This is a genomic window from Blastococcus carthaginiensis, from assembly GCF_030731085.1.
GTDB classification, from domain to species: domain Bacteria; phylum Actinomycetota; class Actinomycetes; order Mycobacteriales; family Geodermatophilaceae; genus Blastococcus; species Blastococcus carthaginiensis.
On sequence record NZ_JASNFN010000012.1, the window covers coordinates 1 to 25,617 of the forward strand.

Consider the following 25,617-nt stretch of genomic DNA (forward strand, 5'->3'; position numbering starts at 1 on the left):
CCTAGTGCCGTGTCAGGCAGGGTTTGCCCCGGTGGGGCGGTGCCTGATCCTCGCGGCGGGTGCCGGCGAGCGACTTCCCGGAACCGGGCTGGTTCTCGGGGCGGGCCACGGCGGGCCAGGTGGATCCGCCGCCACGGGCCACCGGATGGGTGGAGGTCGACCGGCCCGGGGGCCGGCTGAGGAGTCCGCGGCGGGGATCACGCCGGGACCGGCCGGCACCGGGCAGGTGCCGGCCGGCTCGACGGTGCGTGGTCACCGGCGGCGATCCGGTGACGAGGGAGCCACCGCTCGCGGTCCCGACCGGAGCCGGGGCGCGGGCGGCGATGTTGGCGGCACCGACCAGGTCGCGGTGCCCGGTGAAGCCGCACCCGGGGTGCGGACAACGGAAGACCCGGCCGCGCGGCTTGGCGACGCGGCGGGTGCAGACGGGGCAGGTGGAGGAGGTGCCGCGCTCGTCGACCGGGTGCACGGCGATCCCGGCGGCCTCGGCCTTGTCGGCCAGTTTGTGCAGCAGGTCGCCGACGGCCCAGTCGCGGACGGCCTTGTTCTGGCGCCGCCCGGCATCGCGGGCCAGCAGGCCGCGCGGGTCGCCGACGGCCAGGGTGCCGATCCGCCGCGCCACAGCCCAGCGCACGACCTCGGTCGCGGCCTCGTGGCGGGCCTGGGTCAGCCGGCGCCGGTGCCGGCCCTCCAGCCGGCGGCCGCGGGCCCGGTAGCGGCGCCACCGCCGGGAGCCGCGCTGGCCCGGTCGGGGGGCGCGGGCGGCGGTGGCGCGGGCGCGGGCCTTGCCTTCGGCCAGATGCAGTCGGTGCTCGGCGCGCAGCGCCCGCCCCGACACCAGCAGCCCGGCATCCCGCTTCCCGTCGGCGCCGCGTGAGGCCAGGACGGCGAAGGGATGGATGATGCCCAGGTCCACTCCGGCGATCCGGGCGGGATCGGGGCCGGCGCCGGGCGGATAGGTCGCGACGGGTACCTCAACGGTGACGTCGAGGAACAACCACCGACCTTGGTGTACCAGCCGCACCGAGCGCACCCGTTCGGCCGGGTAAGGAAGCGGGCGGGCCAGCCGCACCCACAACGGCGGGCGACCGCGGGCCACCGGTAGCCGCACCCGCGGTCGCCCGCTATCGGTTTCGATGGTGAAGGTGCCGGCGTAGAAGCGCACCGGCACCAGCCCGCGCCGCCGCCGCGGAAACCGAACCGACGCCTCACCGGCCCGGCGGCGACGGGCGGCGCTGATCCACGCATCGGAGTAGCCGCGCAGCACCGACCGCGCCCCCACGCTGGACAGCTCGCCGAACGTTCCCTCACCGGCCGCGGCCAGCTCCCGGCACAGCTCCTGATAACCGGCCAACGGCCGGTCACCGCGCCGGCGACGCCAGCCGTTGAGCTCCAACACCGCCGCCCACACATCCCCGCCCGAGCGCAGCAGACCGAACAGCCGCTGCCGCTGGCCGCCGGTCACCCGCAGCTCCACCCGGGCGGTGCGGTGCACCACCGGCGCCGCGGACCGATCCCGATGACGAGGCACATCCACACCCTGCCCGACCCCACCGACAGAAACAGGCGACCACCCAACAGGGCAAACCTTCGAGGCCGCAGCACTAGCCGCTATGGCGCGAGCGAGAGGTCCGCCTCGTATCCCATGAGCCGCACCTGCTCCACCAGTCGCTGGCCTGCGACCACGCGGTCTGGGCCGCTGAGCTGGAACAGCAGCCGCACCGGGCCGCTGCGCGGAACCCACAACCCCGGCGACCGAGGCTGGCCAGCGGCCGTCAGGGCCGCCGCGATGTCGTCCGGGACGTCTCCCATGTAGCGATCGGGATCGATGGGCTCACTGGGCATCACGCTCAGCACGACCGATGTGGACACCAGGCGCACCGTAGTGACGAACCCGACGGGGCTGCCGCACAGATCGGAACTGATGTTGGTTCCTGCCGGGAACCTCCCCGGCATGTCACCACAGTCGTCGACCCGCGGCAGGGGCGACACGCTATTTGCGCACACGGTTGCAGCGGTGATCGCGCAGCGTTTCCTGCCCGGACCTACCGGCCCCCGGCCTTGCGGCCAGAGGCACAAGGGTTGTCGGCGGTGGCCCTGGACCCGATGGTCAATCTGTCAGCCCGGTAGCCCGGAGGACCAGCCGTGATGAGCGAATACCAGTACTACGAGTTCGCGGCCATCGACCGGCCGCTGTCCGTCGATGAGCAGGCCGACCTGCGTGCCATCTCGACACGGGCCCAGATCACGCCGACCAGTCTCGTGAACCACATCCGGTCCCGCTCGAGTCGGTACGCGGGTGCGCTCGACATCGAGCCGGCCTGGACGGTGGAGGTGATGGCCGATGCACGGCTCATCGAACTCTCGCCGTACCCGACGTCTCGGGTTGGCGCCACCGGCTTCATCGGATATTCGCCGTCCGCCGGCAAGGTCCTCGTTGTCATCGCCTATCGCGATCTCCACGGCGTGAACGCCTGGCCGGCCAGCGGCCGGGATCTCGCGACCTACCTGAAGGAGGCTGATGATGGCGAAAAACCTTGATCCTCACGAGGCTAGCGCCGCGCGCGAGGACGCCCGGCGACTGGAAGCGCAGGCCGACATCGGGGAACCGTACCCAGACGGCACGGCCATCAGCCGCCCCAACCAGGCGAGTCGGATGTTCGATGTCCGCCTCTCGGAGGAACAGTTCGCTCCAATCCAAGAGATCGCCGAGAGCCAGCACCTGCCGATGGCCCGAGCGTGGCTCCTGGACCGACTCGACAAGGAGCGCCGCGCGTCCTGACGAGCCCCCCGGCCACTAGGGAAGACGCCGGTGTGCATCACATGGTGTCCGAGGGGCGACATGCTACTTGCGCACGCGCCTCCCTCCGGGCCACCGTCAGCCCTGACGGCCATCGCCCCTCGCCGATCACCGTCTGCAGCACTCCAGGGTCGCCTCGATGCCCGCCACCACGCCCGCAAGGGTGGGCCCGACCCGTCGTGGAGGTCGGGCAGCCTCCACGGCAGGCCGGCGCAGTCGTCCTCCACCAGCACGACGGCCGGGCCCGGTCACCTCGGCGACCGGGCCCGCCGTGGTGAGTTCGAGGGCGCTCATCGGATGCGTGTGCCGACCGGTCCGGCTGCGATGCTGCGACCGGGGGGGGTCGGGGGACGACGGATTCGACAGCCGTCCACCGGCCAGCCGTGGCGAGCGGTCGGCTGAAGCGCTCAGGGGCCCGCGAAGACGCCCTCGCCGAGGGCTTCGGATCGACCCGGGGCAGGTTCGGCGTAGCGACCGGCCTCGTGGCGGGCAACGACGAAGTGGTGCACCTCGTCCGGCCCGTCGGCCAGGCGTAGCGTGCGCTGGCTGGTGTACATGTCGGCCAGCGGCGTCCACTGCGACACACCGGTGGCGCCGTGGATCTGGATGGCCTGGTCGATGATCTGGCACACCTTCTCCGGCACCATCGCCTTCACCGCCGAGACGTAGACCCGGGCTTCGGAGTTGCCGAGCACGTCCATCGCCTTGGCGGCCTTCAGCACCATGAGTCGGCAGGCATCGAGCTCGATGCGCGCCCGCGACACCGTCTCCATGTTCTTGCCGAGGTCGAGGATGGGCTTGCCGAACGCCTCCCGGAACTTGCCCCGGCGGATCATCAGCTCGAGGGCCTTCTCGCCCTGGCCGATGGAACGCATGCAGTGGTGGATGCGCCCGGGTCCGAGACGCACCTGGCTGATCTCGAAGCCACGGCCCTCACCGAGGAGCATGTTGGAGGCGGGCACGCGCACGTCGGTGAACCGGATGTGCATGTGGCCGTGGGGTGCGTCGTCGCGGCCGAACACGCGCATCGGGCCGAGGACGTCGACGCCGGGTGTGTCCATCGGCACGAGGATCTGGGACTGCTGCGCGTGCGCGGGCGCGTCCGGGTTGGTCTGGCACATGACGATCATGATCTTGCAGCGGGGGTCCCCGGCGCCGGAGATGTAGTACTTCTCGCCGTTGAGGACGTACTCGTCGCCGTCGCGCACCGCCTGGAGCCGGACGTTCTTGGCGTCGGAGCTGGCGACGTCGGGCTCGGTCATGGCGTAGGCGGAACGAATCTCGCCGTTGAGCAGGGGCTCGAGCCACTGGGCCTTCTGCTCAGGGGTCCCGACGCGCTCGAGCACCTCCATGTTGCCGGTGTCCGGGGCCGAGCAGTTGAGCGTCTCGGAGCCGAGCGGATACTTGCCGAGCTCGACGGCGATGTAGGCGTAGTCGAGGTTGGTCAGGCCGCCGACCTCGGAGTCGGGGAGGAAGAAGTTCCACAGGCCGGCCTCCTTGGCCTTGGCCTTGGCCGCGTCGAGCGCCTCGAGCTGACCCGGTGCGTACGTCCAAGGGTCGGCGCGCCCCTCGCCGAGCCGGAAGTACTCCTCCTGCATCGGCGCGACAACGTCCTCGAGGAACCGGACGACGCGGTCGAAGAGCGGCCGGGCCTCCTCGCTCATGCGCAGGTCGAACAGCTCCGTCGGTTCAGCGGTCTGCATCAAGTGCCTCTCTCAGCTGGGACCTGCGGCGGCCGGGGAATCCTCACCGGGAGCGCCGCGAGAAGCGCAGCGACGACATGCACCCGGTAGGACGGGACCCCGAGCGTGGCACAGCGGGTGGTCAACCGCTCCAACCGGTCGAACTCCTCGAGCGGGACAGGTTCCGATGCTCCGGGAACCGCATGCCGCCCGATTGGCCGGGGCCGCTGCCCCTGCAGCGGTCTGCCGAGACCGTCGCCTCTCTGACTGCCTCGGAGGCTGTCGGGGCTGTGCAGCCGTAGCGGCTGCGCGGCAGGCCCAGGCTCTCTCACCTCGCCGGAGGCTGAACGGGCCGTCGCCGAGTCGATGCGCTGGCTCGGCTGCACCAGCATGGGCGTGGCACCCGTCGGCGCGGACGCTGGCACCGACGTGCACTCCGTCGAGACGGCTCTGCTGTCGCGACGACGGAAGCGACGACGGGAGCGACGCCGTTCCCCGCAACGACGAAGCCCCACGGGGCCGCCGTGGGGCTTTCGCTTCGTGTCCGAGGGGCGACACGGTACGTACGCACACGGCTGGGGCGCTCTGCCGGCTGATGCCGGGGCAAGAACCTGCCCGCCCTCGGCCGGGAGGTCGTCGGTGGAACGGCTGCCAGGGCCGGAGGCCATGGGTTCTGCCGGTGTCCCGGGGGACCAGTCGACACGCCTGCACCTGCTGCTGGACGGGTACCGCTACGACGGAATCGGAGGGCGCTGGCGTGGGTCGTGGCAGCTCGGGCCAGGGTCGACGCCGCCGTCATCGGACGGCTCGGCGCCGCGGCGAACATTGCATGCCGTGCCTGCGCTCCGACATCAGCGGCGAGCCTCACCGGGGATGATCAGGCCGGTCTCGTAGGCCAGGACGACGGCCTGCACCCGGCCCCGAAGACCGAGCTTGGCCAGGATCCGGTTGACGTGGGTCTTCACCGTGACCTCGGCGATGAACAGCGTCCGCGCGATGTCCTCGTTGGTCAGGCCCCGGGCCACCAGCTCGAGCACCTGCCGCTCGCGTTCGGTCAGCTCCCGGACGGCGGCGGGCACCCCGCTGGTCGGTGGTGGCCGGCGGACGTGCTCCTCGATGAGCCGCCGGGTCAGCGCGGGGGCGAGCAGCGCCTCACCGGCGGCGACCGTCCGGATGCCCTCGACGAGGCGGTCCGGCGGGGTCGCCTTCAGCAGGAACCCCGCCGCCCCGGCGCACAGTGCCCCGTAGACGTACTCGTCCAGGTCGTAGGTGGTGAGCATCAGCACCCGGGTCGGCCCGTCCAGCCGGGTCAGCTCGCGGGTGGCGGCGATACCGTCGAGCCCCGGCATGCGGATGTCCATCAGGACGACGTCCGCACGGGTTCGTCGGACCACGTCGACCGCCTGCCGGCCGTCGGCGGCCTCACCCACCACGTCCATCCCGCGCGCCTCCAGGACCAGCCGCAAGCCGGAGCGGACCAGATCCTGGTCATCGGCGACGACGACGGTGGTCACCGGCGGGCCTCGGGAAGTGGCAGCGTCGCGTGCAGCAGGTAGCGGCCGTCACCAGTGGGTCCGTGCTCCAGCTGCCCGCCGAAGACGGCGACCCGCTCCGTGACTCCCACGAGACCCAGCCCGCTGCCGGCGGTGCCGCCGGGCCCGGTGGGGTTCTCCACGCAGATGTCCAGCGCGGCGGGGCCGTCGGCGACCCGGACCTGCACCGTCCCGTCCGCGCCGTGCCGCAGGGCGTTGGTCAGTGCCTCCTGCACGATCCGGTACGCCGACAGATCGAGGCCGGGGGGCAGGCCGAGTGGGATGTGCGGCGCAAGGTCCACCTGGAGCCCGCTGCGCCGGAAGCCGTCGACCAGCTCAGGCAGGCGCGCCAGGCCGGCCCCCGGCGCAAGACCGAGCTCGTCGTCGCTGTCCCGGATCAGGTGCAGCAGCCGGCCGGTCTCGGCCAGCGCGTTGCGCCCCACCGAAGAGACCTCCCGCAGCACCTGCGCGGCCCGGTCCGGATCGGTACGGACGAGGTCCTCGGCCGCCGAGGCCTGCACCACCATCGCGCTGACCGAGTGCGCCAGGACGTCGTGCAGTTCCCGGGCGATGCGCGCGCGCTCCGCCGCTACGGCCTGCTGGCGGACGTCCTCCTGCGCGGCGACCAGCTGCTCGGCCCGCTCGGTCAGCCGGTCGTGGCGGTCGTCGAAGCTGCGGACGGCGACGCCCACCGCATAGGGGGAGAGGAGCAGCGTGCCCACCCACAGCAGGTCGTCGATGCCGGGCAGCTCGCCGGCGTCGACCGCGGGCGGGCCGAAGACCGCGACCAGGAAGAGCACCATGACCGGCAGTCCACGCAGGTCAGGGAGATGGCGGCCCAGGCTGAAGCCGGCCAGCCACACGATCAGCGCCGGTGACGTGAGGTCGCTCAGCTCCGGCCCGACGTAGGGCAGCAGCAGCACCGCTCCGGCGAGCGTGCCGACGACGAGCGTCCACCGCCTCCGGAAGATCAGGCCCAGGGAGGCGCCCCACGCCACCGCGATCGCCGGCCCCATCCCCTCCGGCCGCACCGACAGCGCCTCGACCGTGGCCAGCGCGCCCAGTCCCAGGGGCAGCGCGAGGTCCCGCAGGCTCGGTGGGGACAGGCGAGGCACACCCGGACCGTAGCGCCGTCGCCGCGCATGGCGCCTCCATCCCAGGGTGGACAGCGAACCCGTCCGGACGACGACGACGGAGGGAGCGGTGGCTTCCTAGCGTCGGCGGCGTCGGAGCCATCCGGGCTCCACGCTCCGGGGAGGTCCTGCCATGCAGACGAACGTGCCACCGTCGGACACCGCCCGTGCCGTGGGACGCGCCACCTTCGCGGCGGCCGTGGCCGGCACCGTGCTGGCCCCCCTGCACGCCCTCAGCCGCTACGCCACCGCCGACGGAGCCGAGGACCTCGAGGGCCCGCTGGTGCGAGCCTGGGCCGAACCGGCCACCGACCTGGTGGCGCCGCTGCTCACGTGGTCCGACCCGGACACCGTTTACCTCTCCTACGGCAAGCTCTGGCTGCCCGTGCTGGTGGTGGTCACGATCTGTGCCGTGCTGGTCCGGCGCCGGCGGGCGCCGGACGGCCTGGAGCGCTGGGCCTGGCCGATCGCGCTCACCGGATATGCGCTGGCGACGGCGGCGCTGCTGGGTCAGTACTGGACACCGTGGCTCGACGAGTCCTTCGTCTTCCTCGGCGTCCCCGGACTGCTGGCCAGCCTGGCCGGCAGCACGCTGCTGGGAGTCGCGCTGCTGCGCCGCGGCTTCCGGCCGCGGGCGACCGGGTGGCTGCTCGCCCTCTGGCTGCCGGCGGTCGTCGCCATCAGCACCGTCATGGCCCTGGGGGCGGCCCTGCTGCCCATGGTGTGGGCCTGGGCGCTGGCCAGCCGATCCCTCGACGCTGAGCGGACCGTGCCGGCTCCCGTGGATGCCGGCCCACGACACTGATCCCGCGGCGGCGCGGTGCCGGTTCGGAACCGCGCCGCGCGGTGGCACCACCCCGGTCATCGCCGCGGGGGAGCCGGGGACGTGGGCCACTGCTCCGGCACGGTGACCGATGGGCTGTCGCTGTCCGGCGGCCGGTGGTTCGAGTACCAAGTCGACCACGCGCCCATCCGTTCGGTGCTCCCGGATCCAGACCGCTATCCGGTTTCACCCAGTTCGATCCGGCGATGGTCGTCGACGGGGACGAGGAACCACGGACACCGAGCATGACTCGCCGGCCTGAGGACCGTGGGGTTGAACTCGATGGCCGAGGGGCGACACGCCACATCCGCACACGGATTCGAACGTGGCGATCGGCGTACCCGAGAGGTTGTGCGGAATGAGTGCACCGATATACGCTGAATCTTATCAGTATATATTCGCTGAGAGGTACTCCCGGATGACGAAGCGCCTGATCGACCTGGATGACGAGCTGCTGGCGCAGGCGCAACGCGAGCTGAATACCACCGGGGTGTCGGACACGGTCCGCGCCGCCTTGCGGCAAGCGGCGAACGCGGCCGCGCGCGCCCGGCAGGTGGCCTGGCTTCAGGAGGGTGGGCTCGAGTCGATGGCAGATCCGCGCCAGCGGTCTGACGTGTGGCGGTGATCGCCCGGTTCCTCATCGACACCAGTGCGGCGGCCAGGATGCGGCTGGCTGCTGTGTCCGACCGACTGGAGCCCCTCATCACCGGGGGGCTGGTGGCTACCTGCGCCGGCCTGGATGCCGAGGCGCTCTACAGCACACGGAGCCCGGCGGAGTACGAGCAGGTGCGGGCCGACCGCCGTGAGGCGTACGAGTACCTGCCCACCGACGATGGCCACTGGCAACGGGCATTCGACGCGCAGCGCTTCCTGGCTCGCACGGGGCGGCATCGAGCGGTGGGCATCATCGATCTGTTGACGGCGGTACTCGCGGCTGAGCACGGGATGACGATCGTGCACTACGACGCCGACTTCGAGATGGCTGCCGAGGTACTCGAGTTCGAGCACCGATGGGTCCTGCCGCGAGGAGCCGTGTAAGGGGCTTCCCATCGGTGTGCATCAGCTGGTGTCCGAGGGGCGACACGGTACAAACGCACACGGCTTCCGTCGCCGAGACGGTGAGGGACAGCGGGCCTCCACCGACTGACAGCGTGTCAGAAGCCCTCGAACCTGCGCCGGCGAGGAGCTGTTCAGGACCTACGGCTTCGCCTCGACCACCATGTTGAAGTCGTTCTCGGCAGCCCGGCGAACGGAGCTGTAGCCGGCTTCGGTCAACGCGTCTCGGAGCCGCGCCTCGCCGGCCTGTGCACCCAGCGCCAGGCCGACCGGCTGGGACAGGGAGTTCGGCGTGCAGAGGAAGGTCGACGCCGCGAAGCCGAGCGCTGCCATGGGCGCCGTGGCCAGCGTCGTAGCGAGGTCGTCGGCGGCCAACGGCTCCACCAGCACCAGGGTGCCGTCGGGGGCGAGGGAACGGCGCGCGTGCGAGGCCGCCCCCACCGGGTCACCGAGGTCGTGGAAGGCGTCGAAGAACGTGACGACGTCCACCCCGGTGTCCGGGTAACCCTGGCAGGAGTTGACCTCGAAGCGCACCCGGTTCGAGACCCCGGCCTCGGCGGCCCGCTTGGTGGCGGTCTCGACCGAGGGTCGGTGCACGTCGTACCCGACGAACTGCGAGTTCGGGTACGCCTCGGCCATCAGCAGGAGCGGAGCGCCGTGCCCACAGCCGACATCGACCACCGTGGCGCCCGCCTCGAGCTTCTCGTGGACGCCGTCCAGCGCCGGGATCCACTCGCTCACCAGGCTGTTGCGGTAGCCGACGCGGAAGAATCGCTCCGTCGACTCGAAGGTGGCCGGATCCTGGTCGGCCCACGGGATGCCGGCACCGCTGCGGAACACCTCCACCAGCTGGTCGGTCCGGCGGTGCATGCCGCTGATCAGGGGGGCAGCACCGATCATCGCGGCCGGCGAGTCGTCCGAGGCCAGCACGGCGGCATGCTCGGGCGGCAGGGTGAAGGTCCCGTCGATCGGGTCGAACGTCACGAAGCCGACCGCCGCCTGCTGCGACAACCACTCGCGTACGTAGGGCTCGGCCGCTCCGGCCTCTCTGGCGAGCTGCGCGGGGGTGAGCGGCCCGCCCGCCGCCATCGCGGCATACAGGCCGGCCCGGTCGCCGACCACCATCATCGCGGTCGTCGCCCCGCCGGCCAGCACGGCGCCGACCTGCTGGGCGAACGCCCCGACCTTCTCCATGTCCGGTGCAGCGGTAGTCATGGCTCCTCCTCTTCGGATCGATGCGGGCCAGCGTGGTCCCCGCAGGATTCACGGGGGTTTCACGCAGGAGTCGGGCACACTGGAGGAAATGCCTGAGCTGCTGTTCGGCGTCCTCGGAGCGCTCGAGGTCCTGGTCGACGGGCAACCGCGGAACATCCCTCCGGGCCGTCGACGGGCCGCGCTGACGTGCCTGCTGGTACACGCCGGACAACCGGTCTCGGCGGACGCGCTCATCGAAGCGGTCTGGCGCGACGACCTGCCGCAGGTCCCGCCGAAAGCGCTCCGCACCATCCTTTCCCGGCTCCGCACGGTGCTGGGCCGCGACGCGATCGGGCGGGGGCCGGCCGGGTACCGGCTCACCGGCGCGGCGGTCGACGCAGCGGAGTTCGAGGAGCTGGTCCAGCGAGCCAAGACGGCCGAGCCGCAACTGGCCGGCGAGGTGCTCGGCCGCGCCCTGGCACTGTGGCGGGGGCCGGCGTACGGGGAGTACGCCGACGCGCCCTTCGCCACCGCCGCCGCTCATCGTCTGGAGCAGATGCGCAGGGACGCTGTCGAGACGCGCGCGGCAGCGCTCATCCGGGCCGGAGAGCCGGGTGCGGCCGCGGTGGTGCTGGAGGAGATGCTGGCCGAGCAGCCGTTCCGGGAGCATGCGGTGGAGCTGCTGGTGACGGCGCTGTACCACGGGGGCCGGCAGGCTGCGGCACTGGAACGGCTGCGGTCCTATCGGGCCCTGCTCGGTGCGGAGCTGGGACTGGACCCCTCGCCGGACCTGGTCGCCCTGGAGGGCCGAATCCTCGGGCATGCCTTGGAGCCGGTCCGGTGGGACACCTCCGGGGTGCCGGCGTGGCTGGACACCTCGACCGCGTTCGTGGGCCGGGAGGACGAGCTGGCCGATCTGGTCACCGCCGTCGCAGGGAACCGGGTCACCGTGGTCACAGGCCCCGGCGGAGTCGGCAAGTCCCGGCTCGCGGCCGAGGCGCTCGCCGGCCTGCACGACCGGCTGGGTCTCACGGTTGCGGTGATCGAGCTGGCGCCGGTCGTCCCTGGGCGGGTCACGACGACGGTGGCCGACGTGCTCGGGCTGCGGCCGGGAACCGACTCCGGGACGCACTCGGTTCTCGACGACCTCGTGGAGTACCTCAGCGCCGTGCCGCACCTGCTGGTGCTCGACAATTGCGAGCACGTGAACGGCGAGGTCGTGCCGCTGGTCTCCGTCATCGCCCAGCGGTGCCGAGACGTGCGGGTGCTGGTCACGAGTCGGCGGCGGCTCGGGCTCGCCTCGGAGCTGGTCCTGCCGCTCGGTCCGCTGCGGGTGCCCGACCCGGACACCGCCGTCGGCAGCCAGGGCTCTGCAGCCTCCGTCCGGCTGTTCGGCGACCGGGTCCGCCGGCTGCGCCCGACCTTCGCCGTGACCGCCGACAACATCGTGGAGGTCGCGGAGTTGTGCCGGCGCTGCGACGGGCTCCCGCTGGCCCTCGAGCTCGCGGCGTCCCGCACCGCGACCTCCGGTGTCAGCGGCGTGCTCGCGCGGCTCCCGACCGACGTCGTCAAGAAGTCCGGTGGGCTGTCGGCGGTGGTGGCCTGGTCCTACCAGCTGCTCCAGCCCGGTCAACAGGCACTGCTCGACCATCTGTCCGTCTTCGCCGGCGACTTCTCGGCGGACGCGGTCGTGGGCCTGATGGCGCACGTGCCCGGGTGGTCCGGCGACGTGGACCCGGTCCTCGCCGAGTTGATCGAGTCCTCACTGGTCATCCACCACGAGACCAGCAGCGGGTCGCGCTATCGGCTGTTGGAGATGGTCCGGGCCTTCGCCGCGCGCCGTCTCGAGGAGTCGGGTCGTCGGTCAGAGGCCGGGTCGGCGCACGGCGCGTGGGTGCGCGACGTGGTCGCCCAGATCCGGCACGACTGGTCTCGAGTCGACGGTGCCGTGGTGGCGGCTCGGTTGACCGCCTGCAGCACCGAGGTCGAGAGCGCCCTGCGGCGAGCCCTGGATGCGGGGGAACTCGTGCTTGCCTCGGAGATCGCGCACGCCGTGGCCCGCTGTCTGCACTGGACGCCCAGCCTGGAGCTGCGGGACCTGATGATCGAGGTGGGGGAGCGGGGGGCAGCAGACCCCACCCCGGACGTGGCCGCCGGGATTGCGACCGCTGCGTTCTCGATCGGCGAGCGGGGCGATCCCGCGCGCGCGCGGGCGCTCGGAACCACCGCGCTGGCGGTGTCCCAGGACGCCGATTCCGCGGCCACGGCGCAATTGGCCCTCGCCGTGGCCGCGATGTATGCCGGGGACCTCGCCGACTCCGGTCGGTGGTTCCGAAGCCTGGCAGCCATTCCCGCGCTGACCGGGGAGGCGAACGCCTCGCTGGCGTTGATCGCGTGCTACTCGGACGAATTGGTCGCCGCACGGGAGCACGCCGAGATCGCGCTCGCCGCCGGCCCCTCGGGCAGCGACGCGTCGTGTGCCTTCGCCCGGTATGCCGCCGGCGAGGTCGAGGCCCGGACCGACCCCTCACGCGGCGCAGCACTGCTGGGGGAGGCGTCGGCGGAGGCTGACCGCGTGGACGCGGAGCAGGTCGGCCGGGTGTCTCGCATCGCGCTGTTCGCCCTGCTGGTGCGCGGCGGTCGGCACGACGACGCGATCGTCCTGGGAGTGGACCTCTTCGCGCATCTGCGCCGGTTGGGCGCTTGGACCCAGGTGTGGACCCTGCTACGGATTCTCGCGGAGCTGCTGACCGAGAGGGGGCGGTGGGCCGACGCGGCGTTCTGCCTCGGGGCGGCGCAGGGCGCGGTCGCTGCGCCGTCGCCCATCGGCCAGGACGTCGAGCGGTACCTCGTGCTCGAGGCCACTCTGTCCGAACGCCTGGGCGCCCACGTGCTGGAACAGATCCGGATAATGGCTACGGCGACGCCGCGGGCACGGGTTCTGACTCGGGCCGAACGGGCCCTGTCCGAGCTCCAGGGCAGATAGGGAGATGCCGTTGGGTTGGTCGTCAGGCTACGTCGCCGTTGGCTGCGAGTCGGCGGAGTCGGTCGGCGTCTCCGGCGGGGCGTTCAAGCGCGTCTCCGGCGGGAACGCGTCGACTGGACGTGGGCACTCTTTATGGAAGACGGTGAGAAACGCGACGTAGTACGCGTCGGCTCTGTCGGCGTCGATGAGGATCGTTTCGACGACGGGGTCGAGGCTCCTGTGCTGCTCCGCGCCGTGCGAAGTGCAGGGGGCGACCGCCTCTGACCGCCGCACGGAGTCACGGCGGGCGGTGTGCCTATTGCTGTGCCCGAGGGGCGACACGCCACACACGCACACGCCTCGTTCCACAGGGCCAGGAGCTTCCCTGACGACCTTCATCCCGGCACCCGACCTGTGAGACCGACGGCTGCGGACAGCCTGCTACGGCGAGCCTGCCCTCGGGTCTCAGGGCATCGCCGGAAGTTGAAGCAGTTCGAGCAGCCGATGCGGCCGCAGTCCGACCGCGCCGCTGGCCGGATCGACGTGCGGAAAGCTGGCGATCAGCCGGGACAGCTCGTCGCGGCGGGTGGGGTCGGCAGCCGCCTCCTGCGGGGTGCGGCCGCCGAGCGCCGGTACGGGCTCCCTGCACCACGCGCGCTCCTGCTCGTCCAGCCACTCGAGCAGGATCTCGTTGGGCACCGTGGGCGACTCGGAGGCGGGGCGCGCGATCGCTGCCGACTCGATCGGGCCACGCTCGTCGAGGACCAGCCGAGCGGCAGGGAGGTCGGAGCGGATGTCGGCCAGGCAGGCGTCGAGCCGGGCGGCGGACATCGTCCGCACGGTGAGCGTGTCGTCCTGCAGGCGAAGCCAGGCCAGGACGGTGCGCGAAGCGGCTGTGGCCGCACCCTTCTCCGGCGCCGCGAACGACAGCCAGCCGTCGTCGTCCCGCTCGTAGCGGTGGTCGAGCACGCTGCGTGCGGAAGACGGGTCGGAGACGCGTAACTCCGCGCGACAGTCCAGTAGGGGCTCGCCGTCGGTGGTGACGAGCCGCGGCGGTCGGCGCAGGTCGGCGACGTACTCGAGCAGCGCAGGCCCGTCGTGCTGGTCCAGTAGTTCGAGCAGCGCCGCCTCGGTGCCGGGCGCCACCGGGAAGAGGCCGCCGACGAACTGGTGCGTCTCGCCGTCGGGAACGATGCGGGCGCACACCAGCGTCCCGCTGCGGGCGGTGCGGCTGAAGGTCCGCTCCCGGACGTCGAGACGGTCACCGGTCCGGAGGTCCCGAACGGTGAGACCACGGCCGGGGACGACGTCGAGCACCTCGCAGACCGTCCGCTCGACCAGGGCCCACGAGGCGGCCAGCAGCGCCTCGTCGTCCGGCAGCAGCGGCCCTCGATCGGCGAGGAATCGCTGCCACCAGCCGCCCTCGTGCAGCACGGTGTCGGACACCAGCGGGTCGTCCAGCGCGTCGTCGATCGCGTCGTCGATCGCGTCGTCGATCGCGTCGTCGTCGGCGGAGACGAGGGCGAGCGCATGCTGGAACACGACCGACCGCACGTCGCCCCCGCGCCGCTCCAGATAGGCCACCGCCTTCCGGGACAGCCAGCCGACCCGGTCGGGCAGCGAAGGCTGCTCCGGGCGGTTCAGATGACACACCTTGTACTTGCGTCCCGATCCGCACCAGCACGGCTCGTTGCGACCGAGTGACCGCTCCACCGGCGCTTCCGCGAACCGCTCCAGAACGGCCAGGTCCGGGCTGTCCTGCCGGGAGAATCCCAGCCGGCGCAGTCGTGCGACCGCAGCGACGGCGTTCCCGCGGTCGGACTCGTACCACGCAAGCCGATTCTCGGCGGCCGGCCAGCCGGGATCGGCACGGACGGCGGACCGGAGCTGCGTCTCCGCGTCCTGAGCGGCACCCAGCCGCTCTGCCGCCGCGGCGGCCAACCAGTGCGCGACCGCCTGCTCCGCGGGTCGCGAGGTCAGCGCGAGCAGGCGGTCGGCGTGTGCAGCGAGTCGAGCCGCCCGGTCCGGATCGTCGGACGTTCCGAGGAGCTCGTCGACGACGACCTCGAGGACGGGCAGCGAGTACAGGTCCCGCAGCACCTCGTGCGCCGCCGTCCGATCGGGGATGCCTTCGTCGAGCAGCTCGAGCGCCCGCCCCGCGGCGGCCACCTCCGGTCCGGCGCCGAGCCAGTGGATGATGCGGTAGTGCCGGTCGGCGATGGCCGCCTGGTGCCACACGGACTCCTCGTGGGCGAAGCTGGCCCCGCGCAGCTCCAGGCCCGCCGCGACGGCGAGCTCGGTGAGCGGGGGCGCGGGCTGAGCGAACGCACCCCGGTCGCGGACCAGCGTGGCGAGCAGCAGGTCCTCAGCGGTGACCGGCAGCCAGGGCTCCCCGACCTCGGTGTCGTAGGCGGCGCGCACCGTGCTGACCAGCTCGTCGGCGGCAGGTGGCTCGGAACCGAGAGCCGCGAGTTCGAGCTCGCCGTCCGCCTGCGCTCGGACGGTGAGCAGCGAGCCGGCCGGAAACGGGGCGAGCCAGTCGCGGGGGCCGAGCCACCGTGGCAACCCGTCGTCCCCCATGTAGTCGTGGATGGCCTCGCCGCGGTGCTGCAGTCCCGTACGTGCGAAGCCGGGCAGGTCGACGGCGAGCAGCACACCCGACTCCCTCTCGTCGTCGGTGAGCCGATGGGTGAGGACGACACCGTCGAGGAGTGAAGGCACGTGCACCAGCAGGTCCGGCGCGACGATGGCAACCGGGCTCTCGTCGTCCCGCAACAGCCCGTCGGTGACCCGGTCGAGAAGCTGTTCGACCAGCGGGTCGTGGAGGGTTGCGCCGAGTTGCTCGATCACCAGCCGGTCGACGTCGTCCGCATCGACCGGCTGCCGCTCCCGGACGACGTCGACGACGTGCTGCTCGATCTCCTCGCCGGTAGGAACCGGCAGTCGGGCGAGCGCCGCGAGATAGCCCTCCCGATCGAGGCCGATCTCGGCGTCGGCGCTCGACCCCAGGAACGCGGTCAGCGCCAGGCGGAGCTGCCGGTGGACGGTCGCCTGGTCCAGGCCAGCGTCGAGCAGCCGGCGGGCGGTCCGCCACACCTCGGCGGGGTCGTCATCGGTGATCTGGCGCGCGAGCATCTCGCCGATCAACGCGCGGACCGCTTCTGGCGCAGCAGGTCCGTGTGATCCGGCGTCGTCTGCGGCCGCCAGGAAACCTGCTCGGGCGTCGTCCATCGCAGGAATGTTAGGCGGCTGGCGCAGGTGGCCAGCAGAACTCTCGCATGGACGCCACGTCGCGGTGTGGGGACCACAAGAATGGTAGCGTCGTGGCATGCGGACGACCATCGACAAGGCAGGACGTCTGGTCATCCCCAAGGAACTGCGCGAACGCGTCGGCCTGGGTCCGGGGGAGGTCGACGTCCGCGTCGAGGGGGCGACGTTGCGGGTGGAACCTCTGGCCAGCGATCGGCTGACCGAGCGCAACGGGCGACTGACGGTGCCGCCGAGCGGTGATGCGCTCGACGACGATCGGGTCCAGTCCCTGCGCGATGTCGACCAGCGGTAGCTCCGTGCCCGACCTCCTCGACACCAGTGCCGCGGTCGCCTTCCTCGTCCAGGACCACGAGCATCACGAGGCGACCTTCACTGCGCTGGCCGATCGGGAACTCGGCTTGGCCGGCCACGCGGCGTTCGAGACCTTCTCGGTCCTGACCCGCCTGCCGTCGGCTTCCCGACTCGTCCCAGGGGCCGCGCACCGGCTGTTGGCGACCAACTTCACGCACAGTCGCTTCTTGAGCAGCGAGCGGACCGCCGCCTTGCTCGCGATTGTGGCCGACCACCGCATCGCCGGCGGTTCGGTCTACGACGCGCTGGTCGGGGCCACGGCCGCCGAACACGGGCTCACGCTGATCAGCCGCGACCGCCGTGCACTCGACACCTACCGCGCACTGAACGTGTCGGTCGAAATGATCGATTGAGCCGGATCGATATCGGCTCAGCTGGCCCCTTGCCCATGAGGCGACGACCAACGGGCGTCGGAGAAGTAAGGCCAGCCGGCCGGCCGATGTGGCACTGGAGGCATCGAGCGAACGTGCCGACGTGAGAAGCAGGAGAACCCCCACGGTCGTGACCGCGGGGGCTCTTTGCTGTGTCCGAGGGGCGACACGCTACATACGCACACGGCTACGGCCGTGACCGCCGCTGGGCTTGCGGCTCGGCCCAGCGGCTCCAGGTGCGTCTCCTACAAGCAGTCGTGTCCCGGACAGTCATCGACGATCGCGGCGGACGGGTTCGAGATGCTTCGCCGCTTCGGTGTCCGAGCTGGGTCACGGCGGTCGAAGGAGGGCGTGGAGCACCCGCCCCGCGCGGTCAGGGTCGGGTTGCTCGCCAGTGATGAGGGTCAGGTAGACATAGGACTCGAGGATGCGGACCACGACGTAGGTGAGATCTTCGAGCGGCATCTCCGAGCGCACCCGGCCGGCCTCGACGTCCTCCGCCAGCAGCCGACGCACCTGGGCGAGCAACCGCGACTGGTAGTCGGTGGCCCGCGTGGTGAGCAGGCGGAGCGCCAGTTCGCCCTCGTTCTCGACGAACACCTGCATGCCGCGGTTGGCGATGACGCCGTGCACCCACGCGTCGAGCACGGTGGCGACCCGGCTGCGGCCGGGCACCGCCGTGTCGGGGTCGGCGATCAGCCGCTCGAACGTGCGACGGGCCAGCGACCAGAGCACCTCGACCAGCAGCTGCTCCCGTGAGCCCACCCAGCGGTAGAGAGTGGCGCGGTTGACGCCCAACTCGCGCGCGAGCGCCCCCATGTCGACGCGCCCGCCGGCGAGGAAGGTCCGGCGGGCCAGTCGGAACGCCTCGAGCGCGGTCGGCCGTCCGGTGCTGCCCTCCAGTAGCTCTCGCAGCGGCGTACTGGCGGTCGCGTCCACACTCGTCCCTTCCTTGACACCCGTTGTGACCCAGGCAACAGTTCGAGCAGCATATCGCCAACTTGTCGCCTTCGGAGGACACATGAACCAGATGACGCAGGAGCAGGTCCAAGCCCGGCGCGAGGGCCGGCTGGCGGACCCGGACGTCGAGCTCCGTTCCGATCTCCGCCTGCACCCGGGGCTGCGGGCCGGTCTCGCCGCCTTCGGCATGGACGGGCACGCCCCGCCGCCACCGTTCGACCGCACCGCCGCCGACCCTGCGGCGGTCGCGGAGTTCGTGGGCCAGTCGCACGCCGCCTTCGAGGGCCTGTACGAGGTCGTCCCCAATGAGTGGGACGGCGAGGTGCGTGCTGACGTCGAGCAGCGGGTAGAGACGCTCACAGGGGTCGACGGCAACGAGATCCAGCTGCACGTGTTCCGACCGGCCGGCGCCGAGGGGCCGCTGCCGGGCCTGGTCTACATCCACGGCGGCGGCATGACGATCCTCGAGGCGACCAACCGGGTGCACAACCGGTGGAGCGAGGACCTCGCCGCGACCGGCATGGTGGTGATCACAGTCGGGTTCCGCAACGCCTGGACCGCCGAAGGCGCCAACCCGTTCCCGGCCGGCCTGAACGACTGCAGCAGTGCACTCGACTGGATCCACGAGCGCCGTGAGCAGCTGGGCGTCACGAAGATCGTCCTGCAGGGTGAGTCCGGCGGGGCCAACCTCGTGCTGGCGACGGTGCTCAAGGCCCGACGCGAAGACCGGCTCGACCGCATCGACGGCGTCTACGCGATGGTGCCCTACATCAGCGGCGGGTACGGCTGGAGCGATGAGCGGAAGCTGCGCGAGCTGCCGTCGCTGGTCGAGAACGACGGGCACTACCTCAACTGCCAGATGATGGACATGCTCGTCGCGGTGTACGACCCGACCGGTGAGCACGCCGAGAACCCGCTGGCTTGGCCCTACTTCGCCACCGAGGCTGACGTCGAGGGGTTCCCGCCGCACGTCATCTCCGTCAACGAGCTCGACCCGCTGCGCGACGAGGGCATCGCCTATTTCCGACTGCTGCAGCGCGCCGGCGTGCCCGTCGTCGGGCGGGTGAACCTCGGCATCACCCACGCGGCGGAGATGTCCTGGCGGGCGGCGGTACGGGAGGTCTATCGGGCGAGCGTCCGCGACATCCACGGCTTCGTCGCCGACCTCTGACGGGAGTGGGTGGACGCCGCGGGGTGCCGGGCGCTCGCCGAGCGCTCAGCACAGGTATGCGCCGTCGTCCGGCGGGGAGGCACCGCGTCCGCACTGGACGGCGTCGCCCTGCGGTGCTCGTCCTGGTTCACGACCCTGCACACATCCGCGTGCTCAGCACCAGCGGACGACTACTCCGAGACCTGACTCTCGACCCGAGCCGGGACTACCAGCCACGGGCCCGGACGTGAACGATGTCGCGAGACACCTGTGAACGGTGTCCCGCGACATCGCATTGGTGTCCGAGGGGGGACTTGAACCCCCACGCCCGATAAAGGGCACTAGCACCTCAAGCTAGCGCGTCTGCCATTCCGCCACCCGGACGAGTGCGTGGAGAAGACTACCTGACCGCCGGGTGCCGATCACGCACCCCCCGGCGGCGTCGTGGCGGGTCAGACGGCGGCCAGCGCCACCCGCCCGCGGCCACCCCTCTTGGCCTCGTAGAGGGCCGAGTCGGCCGACGTGTACAGCCCGCGCCGGTCGCGGGAATGGCGCGGCAGGTGGGCCACCCCCAGGCTGATCGACAGCGCCACCAGTGAGCCGTCCGGCAGCGCGAGGGGCTCGGCGCGCACCGCCTCGAGCAGTTCCTCGGCACGGCGTGCGGCCACCTCGCGGGCGCACCCGGGCAGCAGCACGGCGAGCTCGTCCCCACCCAGCCGGGAGAGCACGGCGTCGTCGCTGCGGATGCGACCGCGCAGCACCCGGGCCAGGTGCACGAGCACGTCATCGCCGACCGGGTGGCCGTGCGTGTCGTTGATCGCCTTGAACGAGTCGACATCGATGAGCACCAGGGCCGTGCCGCCGGGGACGGGCCGGTCGAGCGCGAGCTCCAGCGCCTCGTCGAACGCGCGCCGCGTGGCCAGGCCGGTGAGCGAGTCGACGGTGAGCTGCCGCTGCAGCGCCGCCACCAGCCGCTCCTGGGTGCGGTTGGCGCGCACCAGCAGCGCGGCGATCACGACCAGCAGAGCGCCGAAGAAGACGAAGTCGGCCAGCGCCGCCGGCGTGGGCAGCAGCACCAGCAGGGTCATCAGGTCCGCGGCCAGCGCGCTCGCCGTCACCAGCACCACCGCCGGCCTCCGCAGGTGGACGGCGCTCCACAGCACCGGGAACGCGTAGAACGCCTGGGAACCGGCGGAGACGTCGGAGGTGAGGAGGTTCAGCGCGCCGATGAGCACCACGCTGCCCAGACCGAGCACCAGGCCCATGTGCCACCGGTCGAGCACCGCGGGGTCCAGCAGCCCGCACGTCGCCGCAGCGCTGACGAGCGTGGCCACGCCGATCCAGTGCACGACCAGCGCCGGGGTGCCGCCGTCGGACTCGTAGAAGGCCGGCAGCACCAGCAAGATCACCGTACTGACGGCCAGCAGGGCTGCGGCGTGCCGGGCGGCGGCACGGGGCTCTCGGGCGCCGAAGGCGCGCAACGACCTCACGCACAGGTGATCGACCGGTGAAACCGGACGGTATAGGAACGGTTCACCCGTCGGGGGCAGACGAGCCGCCGGTGCGGCACGATCGGGCGCATGGCCGAGACTCCCGCCCCGCTCGAGGGTGCCCAGTCCGAGGTGGCCGAGCTGCTCTCCGAGCTCATCCGCATCGACACGACCAACACCGGGAGCACTGCCACCAGCGCGGGGGAGCGGGTGGCCGCCGAGTGGGTCGCCGGCAAGCTCGACGAGGTCGGCATCGAGTCGGTCATCCACGAGTCCGAGCGGGGCCGGGCCAGCCTGGTCGCCCGCATCCCGGGCGCCGACCGCAGCCGGCCCGCGCTGCTGGTGCACGGCCACCTCGACGTCGTCCCCGCCGATCCGGCCGAGTGGAGCGTGCACCCGTTCTCGGGAGAGGAGCGCGACGGCTACATCTGGGGCCGGGGTGCGGTGGACATGAAGGACATGGACGCGATGGTGCTGGCACTGGTGCGCGACTGGGCCCGCACCGGCGTGCAGCCGCCGCGGGACATCGTGCTGGCCTTCGTCGCCGACGAGGAGGCCGGCGGCAAGCTCGGCGCGCACTTCCTGGTCGACGAGCACCCCGACCTCCTCGAAGGGTGCACCGAGGCGATCAGCGAGGTCGGCGGCTTCAGCATCACCGTCCGCGACGACCTGCGCCTGTACCTGGTGCAGACCGCCGAGAAGGGCCTGGCCTGGATGCGGCTCACCGCGGCGGGCAAGCCCGGCCACGGCTCGATGCTGCACGAGGACAACGCCGTCACCCGGCTCTGCGAGGCCGTCGCCCGCATCGGGGCCCACCGCTTCCCGCTGACCCTCACCCCGCCGATGCGCGAGTTCATCGAGGCGGTCGAGGACGCCTACGGCATCGAGATCGATCCCGCCGAGCCCGAGCTGGCCCTGGCCCGGCTGGGCAGCATCAGCCGGATGATCGGCGCGGCGCTGCGCAACACCGCCAACCCCACGATGCTCGACGCCGGCTACAAGGCCAACGTCATCCCCGGCACCGCGAGCGCCACCGTCGACGGGCGCTTCCTCTACGGCCAGGAGGAGGAGTTCGAGCGCCAGCTCGCCGCCCTGGTCGGCGAGGGCGTGCAGCGCGAGTGGCTGGTGCACGACCAGGCGGTGGAGACGACGTTCGACGGCCCGCTGGTCGACCAGATGGTCGCCGCCCTCAAGGCCGAGGACGACGGCGCCCGGCCGGTGCCGTTCACCATGAGCGGCGGCACCGACGCGAAGAGCTTCCAGCGTCTGGGCATGCGCTGCTTCGGGTTCTCACCGCTGCGGCTGCCGCCGGACCTCGACTTCGCCTCGCTGTTCCACGGCATCGACGAGCGGGTGCCGGTGGAGTCGCTGCGCTTCGGCGTCCGGGTACTCGACCGGTTCCTCCGCAACGCGTGATGTGACGCGCGACGGCGGAGCACCCGGGGGTACGCGCCGGACGACCGCCAGCGAGGATGGGCGCGTGACCTCCACCACTCCCGCACCCCGCCCCGGTTCCGTCGCCCTGATCACCGGAGGGACCGGCGGCTTCGGCCGCGCCCTCGCCACCAAGCTCCGCGAGCGCGAGGTCACCGTCGTCCTCGCCGACCTCGACAGCGAGCGCAACCGGCAGGTCGCGGCTGACCTGGGCTGCGAGTTCGCCGTCCTCGACGTCACCGACCGCGCGGCGAACGAGGCGCTGGTCGCCCGCATCGAGGGCGACCACGGCCGCCTCGACGCCGCCTACCTCAACGCCGGCATCTCCGCGGCCAAGAGCGACGACGTCCTCGACCTCGACGAATTCATGCGCGTGGTCGACATCGACCTGTTCGGCGTCGTCTACGGGGTCGCCGCGGCCCGCCCGGCGATCAAGCGCGCCGGGGGAGGGGCGATCGTCGTCACCGCGTCGCTGGCCGGGCTCTCGCCGATGGCCACCGACCCCGGGTACAGCGTCGCCAAGGGCGGGGCGATCGCCTTCGTCCGCTCCATGGCCCCGCGCCTGGCCGCCGAGGGGACGACGATCTCCGCGATCTGCCCCGGCTTCGCCGACACCGCGATCATCGACCGCATCCGCGACCAGTTCACCGCCGCGGGATTCCCCGTGCTCACCGCCGAGGAGGTCGCCGACGCGATGATCATGGCGTGGGGGCAGGCCGAGCCGGGCGCGGCCTACGTCGTCCAGCCCGGGGTCGGCACGGTGCCCTACAAGTTCAAGGGCGTCCCCAGCGCGAAGACGGCGACCGGCGAGACCGCCGTCGTCCCGGAGGCGCTGCGCCCGCCGTCGATGCGCTGAGGCTCAGTCCTGCCGGCAGGCGAACAGGAAGGCCGGCGGGACGTTCCACGGGGTGACCCGCCAGCGCACCGAGGTGAACCGCTTCCGCAGCTCGGGCAGCAGCAGCGGTGAGTACTGGATGACGACGGTGGTGCCACCGGGGGCCACCGCCCCGGGCAGCACGTCCAGGATCCGGCGCCGGAGCCCCGGCTCCAGCGAGGTGTAGGGCAGCGCGGAGACGACGACGTCGGCGCGCGCGTCGCCCAGGTGGGCGCCGAGGTTCTCCGCGGAGTCGCAGACCACCTGGACCCGCGGGTCGTCGAACCGCTCGTCGAGGAGCTTCGCCAGCCGGGGGTCGATCTCCAGCGTGATCAGCCGCGCCCCGGGGCGCAGGCGGGCCAGGATCTCCTGCGTCTGCGCCCCGGTGCCCGCCCCCAGCTCGACGACCAGGTCGGCGGCGGGCACGTCGGCCATGTCCAGCATGTCGCGGACCGCGGCGCGCGAGGTCGGCAGCACCGCGCCGACCTGTCGCGGGTGGGCCAGGAACGCGCCCAGGAAGCGCAGCCGGTCGGTCACGTGCTCGATCATGGGTTCCCCTCCCCGGGGCCACCAGGAGGGTGACCACCGCTGCGCACCCTGGCACGGCGGGCCCCCCGCGGCCAAGCGGCCCCGGTGACGGCCGTCACGGGGCGTCTGGCAAGGTCGGGCCATGCGTGCATGGCGGGTACACGAACTCGGTGATCCCTCGAAGGTCATGAGCCTCGACGAGGTGGACCGGCCCACACCGGGCGAGGGCCAGGTGCTGGTCAAGGTGCGGGCGGCGGCCCTGAACTTCCCCGACGTGCTCATGGCCATGGGCATGTACCAGGAGAAGCCGCCGCTGCCCTACACGCCCGGCGTCGAGCTGTGCGGCGAGATCGTCGAGACCGGCCAGCGGGTCATCGGCTCGCCGGCCGGGGGCCCGGGCGCCTTCGCCGAGTACGCGCTCATGGACGCCGCGGCCGCCTTCCCGGTGCCCGACGGCATGACCGACGAGAAGGCGGCCTCGCTCTACCTGACCTACCAGACCGGCTACGTCGGCCTGCACCGCCGCGCGCACCTGCAGGCGGGGGAGACGCTGCTGGTCCACGCCGGCGCCGGGGGCGTGGGCACGGCCGCGATCCAGCTGGGCAAGGCCGCCGGGGCCACCGTCATCGCCACGGCGGGCGGGGCGCGCAAGACCGAGGTCTGCACGCAGCTCGGCGCCGACCACGTCATCGACTACACGGCCGAGGACTTCGTCCCGATCGTCAAGGAGGTGACCGGCGGCCGCGGCGCCGACGTCGTGTACGACCCGGTCGGTGGCGACGTGTTCGACAAGTCGCGCAAGTGCATCGCCTTCGAGGGGCGTCTGGTCGTCGTCGGGTTCACGAGCGGGCGCATCCCCGAGGCCCCGGCCAACCACCTGCTGGTCAAGAACTACAGCGTGGTCGGGCTGCACTGGGGGCTGTACCGCAAGCACGACGCATCGGTGTTCACCGAGACCCACGAGCAGCTGGTCCGGCTCGTCCAGGAGGGCAAGGTCGACCCGCTGGTCGGCGAGGTGCTTCCCCTGGACCAGGCCCCGCAGGCGCTGCTGAAGCTCGCCTCCCGCGACACCGTCGGCAAGGTCGTGCTCGTTCCGTAGGCCACTCTCCGCGTGTGCGACCACGCCCGGTTCCGGCGCAGAACCGGGCGTGGGCGCACACGCTCTACGCTCGGGGGCGTCATGCCCGGTCCGTCGCTCCCGCTCGCCGACGACCGCGCGCACCTGCGGGCCGACTGCGCACGCTGCGCCGGCCTCTGCTGCGTCGCCCCGGCCTTCGCCGCCTCCGCCGACTTCGCCATCGACAAGCCGGCCGGCACGCCGTGCGTCCACCTGGCGGACGACTTCCGCTGCGGCATCCACGACCGCCTGCGCGAGCACGGCTTCCCCGGCTGCACCGTCTTCGACTGCTTCGGCGCCGGGCAGCGGATCACCCAGGAGACCTTCAGCGGCCGTAGCTGGCGCGAAGATGCCGAGCTCGTCCGCGGGCAGTTCGCCCTCCTGCCGGTGGTGCGGCAGCTGCACGAGATGCTCTGGCACCTCACCGAGGCCGCGGAGCTGCCGGCCGCCGCCGCGCTCGCCGACGAGGCGGTGCGGCTGCGCGCCGACGTCGAGCAGACCGCGGCCGGCAGCGTCGACGAGCTCACCGGCCTCGACCTCGGTGCTCTGCGCGGGCAGGTGGGGGAGCTGCTCGGCCGGTGCAGCGCGCTGGTGCGCGCCGGCAGCCGCGCACGGGACCGCCGCGGGACCGACCTGGTGGGCCGCGACCTGCGCCGCACCGACCTGCGCGGGGCGGGGCTGCGCGGTGCCTACCTGATCGGCGCGGACCTCCGCGGCGTCGACCTGGGGACGGCGGACCTGCTGGGCGCCGATCTGCGCGGCGCCGACGTGCGCGGGGCGGACCTGAGCCGGTGCTTGTTCCTCACCCAGCCGCAGGTGTCGGCGGCCCGGGGCGACGGTGCCACGCGGCTGCCCGCGGCGGTGCGGCGCCCGGCGCACTGGTAGCG

23 protein-coding genes and 1 tRNA gene are annotated in these 25,617 nt (G+C 72.2%); 13 read left to right on the forward strand and 11 right to left on the reverse strand.

What is annotated here, in order from left to right; translation table 11 throughout:
* Position 1 precedes the first annotated feature (1 nt).
* Together QOZ88_RS11455 and QOZ88_RS11460 are read right to left on the reverse strand one after the other, a co-directional pair.
* On the reverse strand, positions 2 to 1,495 hold the full coding sequence (locus tag QOZ88_RS11455; protein WP_305999899.1) for an RNA-guided endonuclease InsQ/TnpB family protein: 1,494 nt from the start codon (positions 1,493 to 1,495) through the stop codon (positions 2 to 4).
* Positions 1,496 to 1,611: 116 nt separating this feature from the next.
* Positions 1,612 to 1,872, reverse strand: coding sequence for a hypothetical protein (locus tag QOZ88_RS11460; protein ID WP_305999900.1), 261 nt, complete (start codon positions 1,870 to 1,872; stop codon positions 1,612 to 1,614).
* Positions 1,873 to 2,148: 276 nt separating this feature from the next.
* Here QOZ88_RS11460 and QOZ88_RS11465 point away from each other — a divergent pair, with 276 nt between their 5' ends.
* On the forward strand, positions 2,149 to 2,541 hold the full coding sequence (locus tag QOZ88_RS11465; RefSeq protein WP_305999901.1) for a hypothetical protein: 393 nt from the start codon (positions 2,149 to 2,151) through the stop codon (positions 2,539 to 2,541).
* Positions 2,522 to 2,782, forward strand: coding sequence for a hypothetical protein (locus QOZ88_RS11470; protein ID WP_305999902.1), 261 nt, complete (start codon positions 2,522 to 2,524; stop codon positions 2,780 to 2,782). Before QOZ88_RS11465 ends, QOZ88_RS11470 begins: the two co-directional genes overlap by 20 nt.
* 425 nt (positions 2,783 to 3,207) lie before the next feature.
* On the opposite strand, the gene QOZ88_RS11475 is transcribed toward QOZ88_RS11470, so the two are convergent.
* The 3 genes from QOZ88_RS11475 to QOZ88_RS11485 form a co-directional block, all read right to left on the reverse strand.
* A complete protein-coding gene (locus QOZ88_RS11475; protein WP_305999903.1) occupies positions 3,208 to 4,503 on the reverse strand; it encodes an acyl-CoA dehydrogenase family protein in 1,296 nt (431 codons plus the stop codon).
* A gap of 830 nt (positions 4,504 to 5,333) precedes the next feature.
* Positions 5,334 to 5,996 carry a response regulator transcription factor gene (locus QOZ88_RS11480; protein WP_305999904.1) on the reverse strand — a complete coding sequence of 221 codons (663 nt, stop codon included), beginning with the start codon at positions 5,994 to 5,996 and terminating at the stop codon, positions 5,334 to 5,336.
* Positions 5,993 to 7,129 carry a sensor histidine kinase gene (locus QOZ88_RS11485; protein ID WP_305999905.1) on the reverse strand — a complete coding sequence of 379 codons (1,137 nt, stop codon included), beginning with the start codon at positions 7,127 to 7,129 and terminating at the stop codon, positions 5,993 to 5,995. Before QOZ88_RS11485 ends, QOZ88_RS11480 begins: the two co-directional genes overlap by 4 nt.
* A 151-nt stretch (positions 7,130 to 7,280) precedes the next feature.
* Here QOZ88_RS11485 and QOZ88_RS11490 point away from each other — a divergent pair, with 151 nt between their 5' ends.
* From QOZ88_RS11490 to QOZ88_RS11500, 3 genes are all read left to right on the forward strand, one after another.
* Entirely contained in the window at positions 7,281 to 7,952 is a 672-nt protein-coding gene (locus tag QOZ88_RS11490) for a hypothetical protein (RefSeq protein WP_305999906.1), read from the forward strand.
* A gap of 436 nt (positions 7,953 to 8,388) precedes the next feature.
* Positions 8,389 to 8,595: a DUF2191 domain-containing protein gene (locus QOZ88_RS11495; RefSeq protein WP_091929622.1), complete on the forward strand. Its 207-nt coding sequence runs from the start codon at positions 8,389 to 8,391 to the stop codon at positions 8,593 to 8,595.
* Positions 8,592 to 9,008 carry a PIN domain-containing protein gene (locus QOZ88_RS11500; protein WP_305999907.1) on the forward strand — a complete coding sequence of 139 codons (417 nt, stop codon included), beginning with the start codon at positions 8,592 to 8,594 and terminating at the stop codon, positions 9,006 to 9,008. Before QOZ88_RS11495 ends, QOZ88_RS11500 begins: the two co-directional genes overlap by 4 nt.
* Positions 9,009 to 9,167: 159 nt before the next feature.
* On the opposite strand, the gene QOZ88_RS11505 is transcribed toward QOZ88_RS11500, so the two are convergent.
* Positions 9,168 to 10,241: a class I SAM-dependent methyltransferase gene (locus tag QOZ88_RS11505; protein ID WP_305999908.1), complete on the reverse strand. Its 1,074-nt coding sequence runs from the start codon at positions 10,239 to 10,241 to the stop codon at positions 9,168 to 9,170.
* Between the two features lie 88 nt (positions 10,242 to 10,329).
* On the opposite strand from QOZ88_RS11505, the gene QOZ88_RS11510 reads away from it, so the two are divergent.
* Positions 10,330 to 13,206: a BTAD domain-containing putative transcriptional regulator gene (locus QOZ88_RS11510; protein ID WP_305999909.1), complete on the forward strand. Its 2,877-nt coding sequence runs from the start codon at positions 10,330 to 10,332 to the stop codon at positions 13,204 to 13,206.
* 444 nt (positions 13,207 to 13,650) lie between these two features.
* On the opposite strand, the gene QOZ88_RS11515 is transcribed toward QOZ88_RS11510, so the two are convergent.
* Positions 13,651 to 16,416 (reverse strand): SEC-C domain-containing protein, encoded by a 2,766-nt coding sequence (locus tag QOZ88_RS11515; RefSeq protein WP_305999910.1) that lies wholly within the window; start codon positions 16,414 to 16,416, stop codon positions 13,651 to 13,653.
* 97 nt (positions 16,417 to 16,513) lie between these two features.
* Between QOZ88_RS11515 and QOZ88_RS11520 the strand changes: the two genes are divergently transcribed.
* Positions 16,514 to 16,747 (forward strand): AbrB/MazE/SpoVT family DNA-binding domain-containing protein, encoded by a 234-nt coding sequence (locus QOZ88_RS11520; RefSeq protein WP_305999911.1) that lies wholly within the window; start codon positions 16,514 to 16,516, stop codon positions 16,745 to 16,747.
* 4 nt (positions 16,748 to 16,751) lie between these two features.
* The gene (locus QOZ88_RS11525) at positions 16,752 to 17,159 is read left to right on the forward strand and encodes a type II toxin-antitoxin system VapC family toxin (RefSeq protein WP_305999912.1); all 408 of its coding nucleotides are present in this window, start codon (positions 16,752 to 16,754) and stop codon (positions 17,157 to 17,159) included.
* Positions 17,160 to 17,507: 348 nt separating this feature from the next.
* Here the strand turns inward: QOZ88_RS11525 and QOZ88_RS11530 are convergent, their stop codons facing one another.
* Positions 17,508 to 18,116 (reverse strand): QsdR family transcriptional regulator, encoded by a 609-nt coding sequence (locus QOZ88_RS11530; RefSeq protein ID WP_305999913.1) that lies wholly within the window; start codon positions 18,114 to 18,116, stop codon positions 17,508 to 17,510.
* 82 nt (positions 18,117 to 18,198) lie between these two features.
* Here QOZ88_RS11530 and QOZ88_RS11535 point away from each other — a divergent pair, with 82 nt between their 5' ends.
* Complete coding sequence (locus QOZ88_RS11535; RefSeq protein WP_305999914.1) at positions 18,199 to 19,308, forward strand: alpha/beta hydrolase fold domain-containing protein; 1,110 nt, start codon at positions 18,199 to 18,201, stop codon at positions 19,306 to 19,308.
* 275 nt (positions 19,309 to 19,583) lie between these two features.
* On the opposite strand, the gene QOZ88_RS11540 is transcribed toward QOZ88_RS11535, so the two are convergent.
* Positions 19,584 to 19,671: transfer RNA gene (locus QOZ88_RS11540), tRNA-Leu, on the reverse strand.
* Positions 19,672 to 19,739: 68 nt separating this feature from the next.
* A complete protein-coding gene (locus QOZ88_RS11545) occupies positions 19,740 to 20,777 on the reverse strand; it encodes a GGDEF domain-containing protein (protein ID WP_305999915.1) in 1,038 nt (345 codons plus the stop codon).
* Between the two features lie 90 nt (positions 20,778 to 20,867).
* On the opposite strand from QOZ88_RS11545, the gene QOZ88_RS11550 reads away from it, so the two are divergent.
* Both QOZ88_RS11550 and QOZ88_RS11555 read left to right on the forward strand, forming a co-directional pair.
* Entirely contained in the window at positions 20,868 to 22,193 is a 1,326-nt protein-coding gene (locus tag QOZ88_RS11550) for a M20/M25/M40 family metallo-hydrolase (protein WP_305999916.1), read from the forward strand.
* Between the two features lie 64 nt (positions 22,194 to 22,257).
* The gene (locus QOZ88_RS11555) at positions 22,258 to 23,067 is read left to right on the forward strand and encodes an SDR family oxidoreductase (RefSeq protein ID WP_305999917.1); all 810 of its coding nucleotides are present in this window, start codon (positions 22,258 to 22,260) and stop codon (positions 23,065 to 23,067) included.
* A 3-nt stretch (positions 23,068 to 23,070) separates the two neighbouring features.
* On the opposite strand, the gene QOZ88_RS11560 is transcribed toward QOZ88_RS11555, so the two are convergent.
* Positions 23,071 to 23,634: a class I SAM-dependent methyltransferase gene (locus QOZ88_RS11560; protein WP_091934798.1), complete on the reverse strand. Its 564-nt coding sequence runs from the start codon at positions 23,632 to 23,634 to the stop codon at positions 23,071 to 23,073.
* A 166-nt stretch (positions 23,635 to 23,800) separates the two neighbouring features.
* On the opposite strand from QOZ88_RS11560, the gene QOZ88_RS11565 reads away from it, so the two are divergent.
* Both QOZ88_RS11565 and QOZ88_RS11570 read left to right on the forward strand, forming a co-directional pair.
* Positions 23,801 to 24,712 carry an NADPH:quinone oxidoreductase family protein gene (locus QOZ88_RS11565; RefSeq protein WP_305999918.1) on the forward strand — a complete coding sequence of 304 codons (912 nt, stop codon included), beginning with the start codon at positions 23,801 to 23,803 and terminating at the stop codon, positions 24,710 to 24,712.
* Positions 24,713 to 24,793: 81 nt separating this feature from the next.
* Positions 24,794 to 25,615: a pentapeptide repeat-containing protein gene (locus QOZ88_RS11570; RefSeq protein ID WP_305999919.1), complete on the forward strand. Its 822-nt coding sequence runs from the start codon at positions 24,794 to 24,796 to the stop codon at positions 25,613 to 25,615.
* Positions 25,616 to 25,617: the final 2 nt, after the last annotated feature.

Excerpts from the sequence above, each read along its gene's own strand:
- QOZ88_RS11520 (WP_305999911.1), top strand. The coding sequence starts at position 16,514 with ATGCGGACGACCATCGACAAGGCAGGACGTCTGGTCATCCCCAAGGAA.
- QOZ88_RS11565 (WP_305999918.1), top strand. The coding sequence starts at position 23,801 with ATGAGCCTCGACGAGGTGGACCGGCCCACACCGGGCGAGGGCCAGGTG.
- QOZ88_RS11535 (WP_305999914.1), top strand. The coding sequence starts at position 18,199 with ATGAACCAGATGACGCAGGAGCAGGTCCAAGCCCGGCGCGAGGGCCGG.
- QOZ88_RS11570 (WP_305999919.1), top strand. The coding sequence starts at position 24,794 with ATGCCCGGTCCGTCGCTCCCGCTCGCCGACGACCGCGCGCACCTGCGG.
- QOZ88_RS11465 (WP_305999901.1), top strand. The coding sequence starts at position 2,149 with ATGAGCGAATACCAGTACTACGAGTTCGCGGCCATCGACCGGCCGCTG.
- QOZ88_RS11490 (WP_305999906.1), top strand. The coding sequence starts at position 7,281 with ATGCAGACGAACGTGCCACCGTCGGACACCGCCCGTGCCGTGGGACGC.
- QOZ88_RS11510 (WP_305999909.1), top strand. The coding sequence starts at position 10,330 with ATGCCTGAGCTGCTGTTCGGCGTCCTCGGAGCGCTCGAGGTCCTGGTC.
- QOZ88_RS11550 (WP_305999916.1), top strand. The coding sequence starts at position 20,868 with ATGGCCGAGACTCCCGCCCCGCTCGAGGGTGCCCAGTCCGAGGTGGCC.
- QOZ88_RS11505 (WP_305999908.1), bottom strand. The coding sequence starts at position 10,241 with ATGACTACCGCTGCACCGGACATGGAGAAGGTCGGGGCGTTCGCCCAG.
- QOZ88_RS11470 (WP_305999902.1), top strand. The coding sequence starts at position 2,522 with ATGATGGCGAAAAACCTTGATCCTCACGAGGCTAGCGCCGCGCGCGAG.
- QOZ88_RS11560 (WP_091934798.1), bottom strand. The coding sequence starts at position 23,634 with ATGATCGAGCACGTGACCGACCGGCTGCGCTTCCTGGGCGCGTTCCTG.
- QOZ88_RS11515 (WP_305999910.1), bottom strand. The coding sequence starts at position 16,416 with ATGGACGACGCCCGAGCAGGTTTCCTGGCGGCCGCAGACGACGCCGGA.
- QOZ88_RS11475 (WP_305999903.1), bottom strand. The coding sequence starts at position 4,503 with ATGCAGACCGCTGAACCGACGGAGCTGTTCGACCTGCGCATGAGCGAG.
- QOZ88_RS11495 (WP_091929622.1), top strand. The coding sequence starts at position 8,389 with ATGACGAAGCGCCTGATCGACCTGGATGACGAGCTGCTGGCGCAGGCG.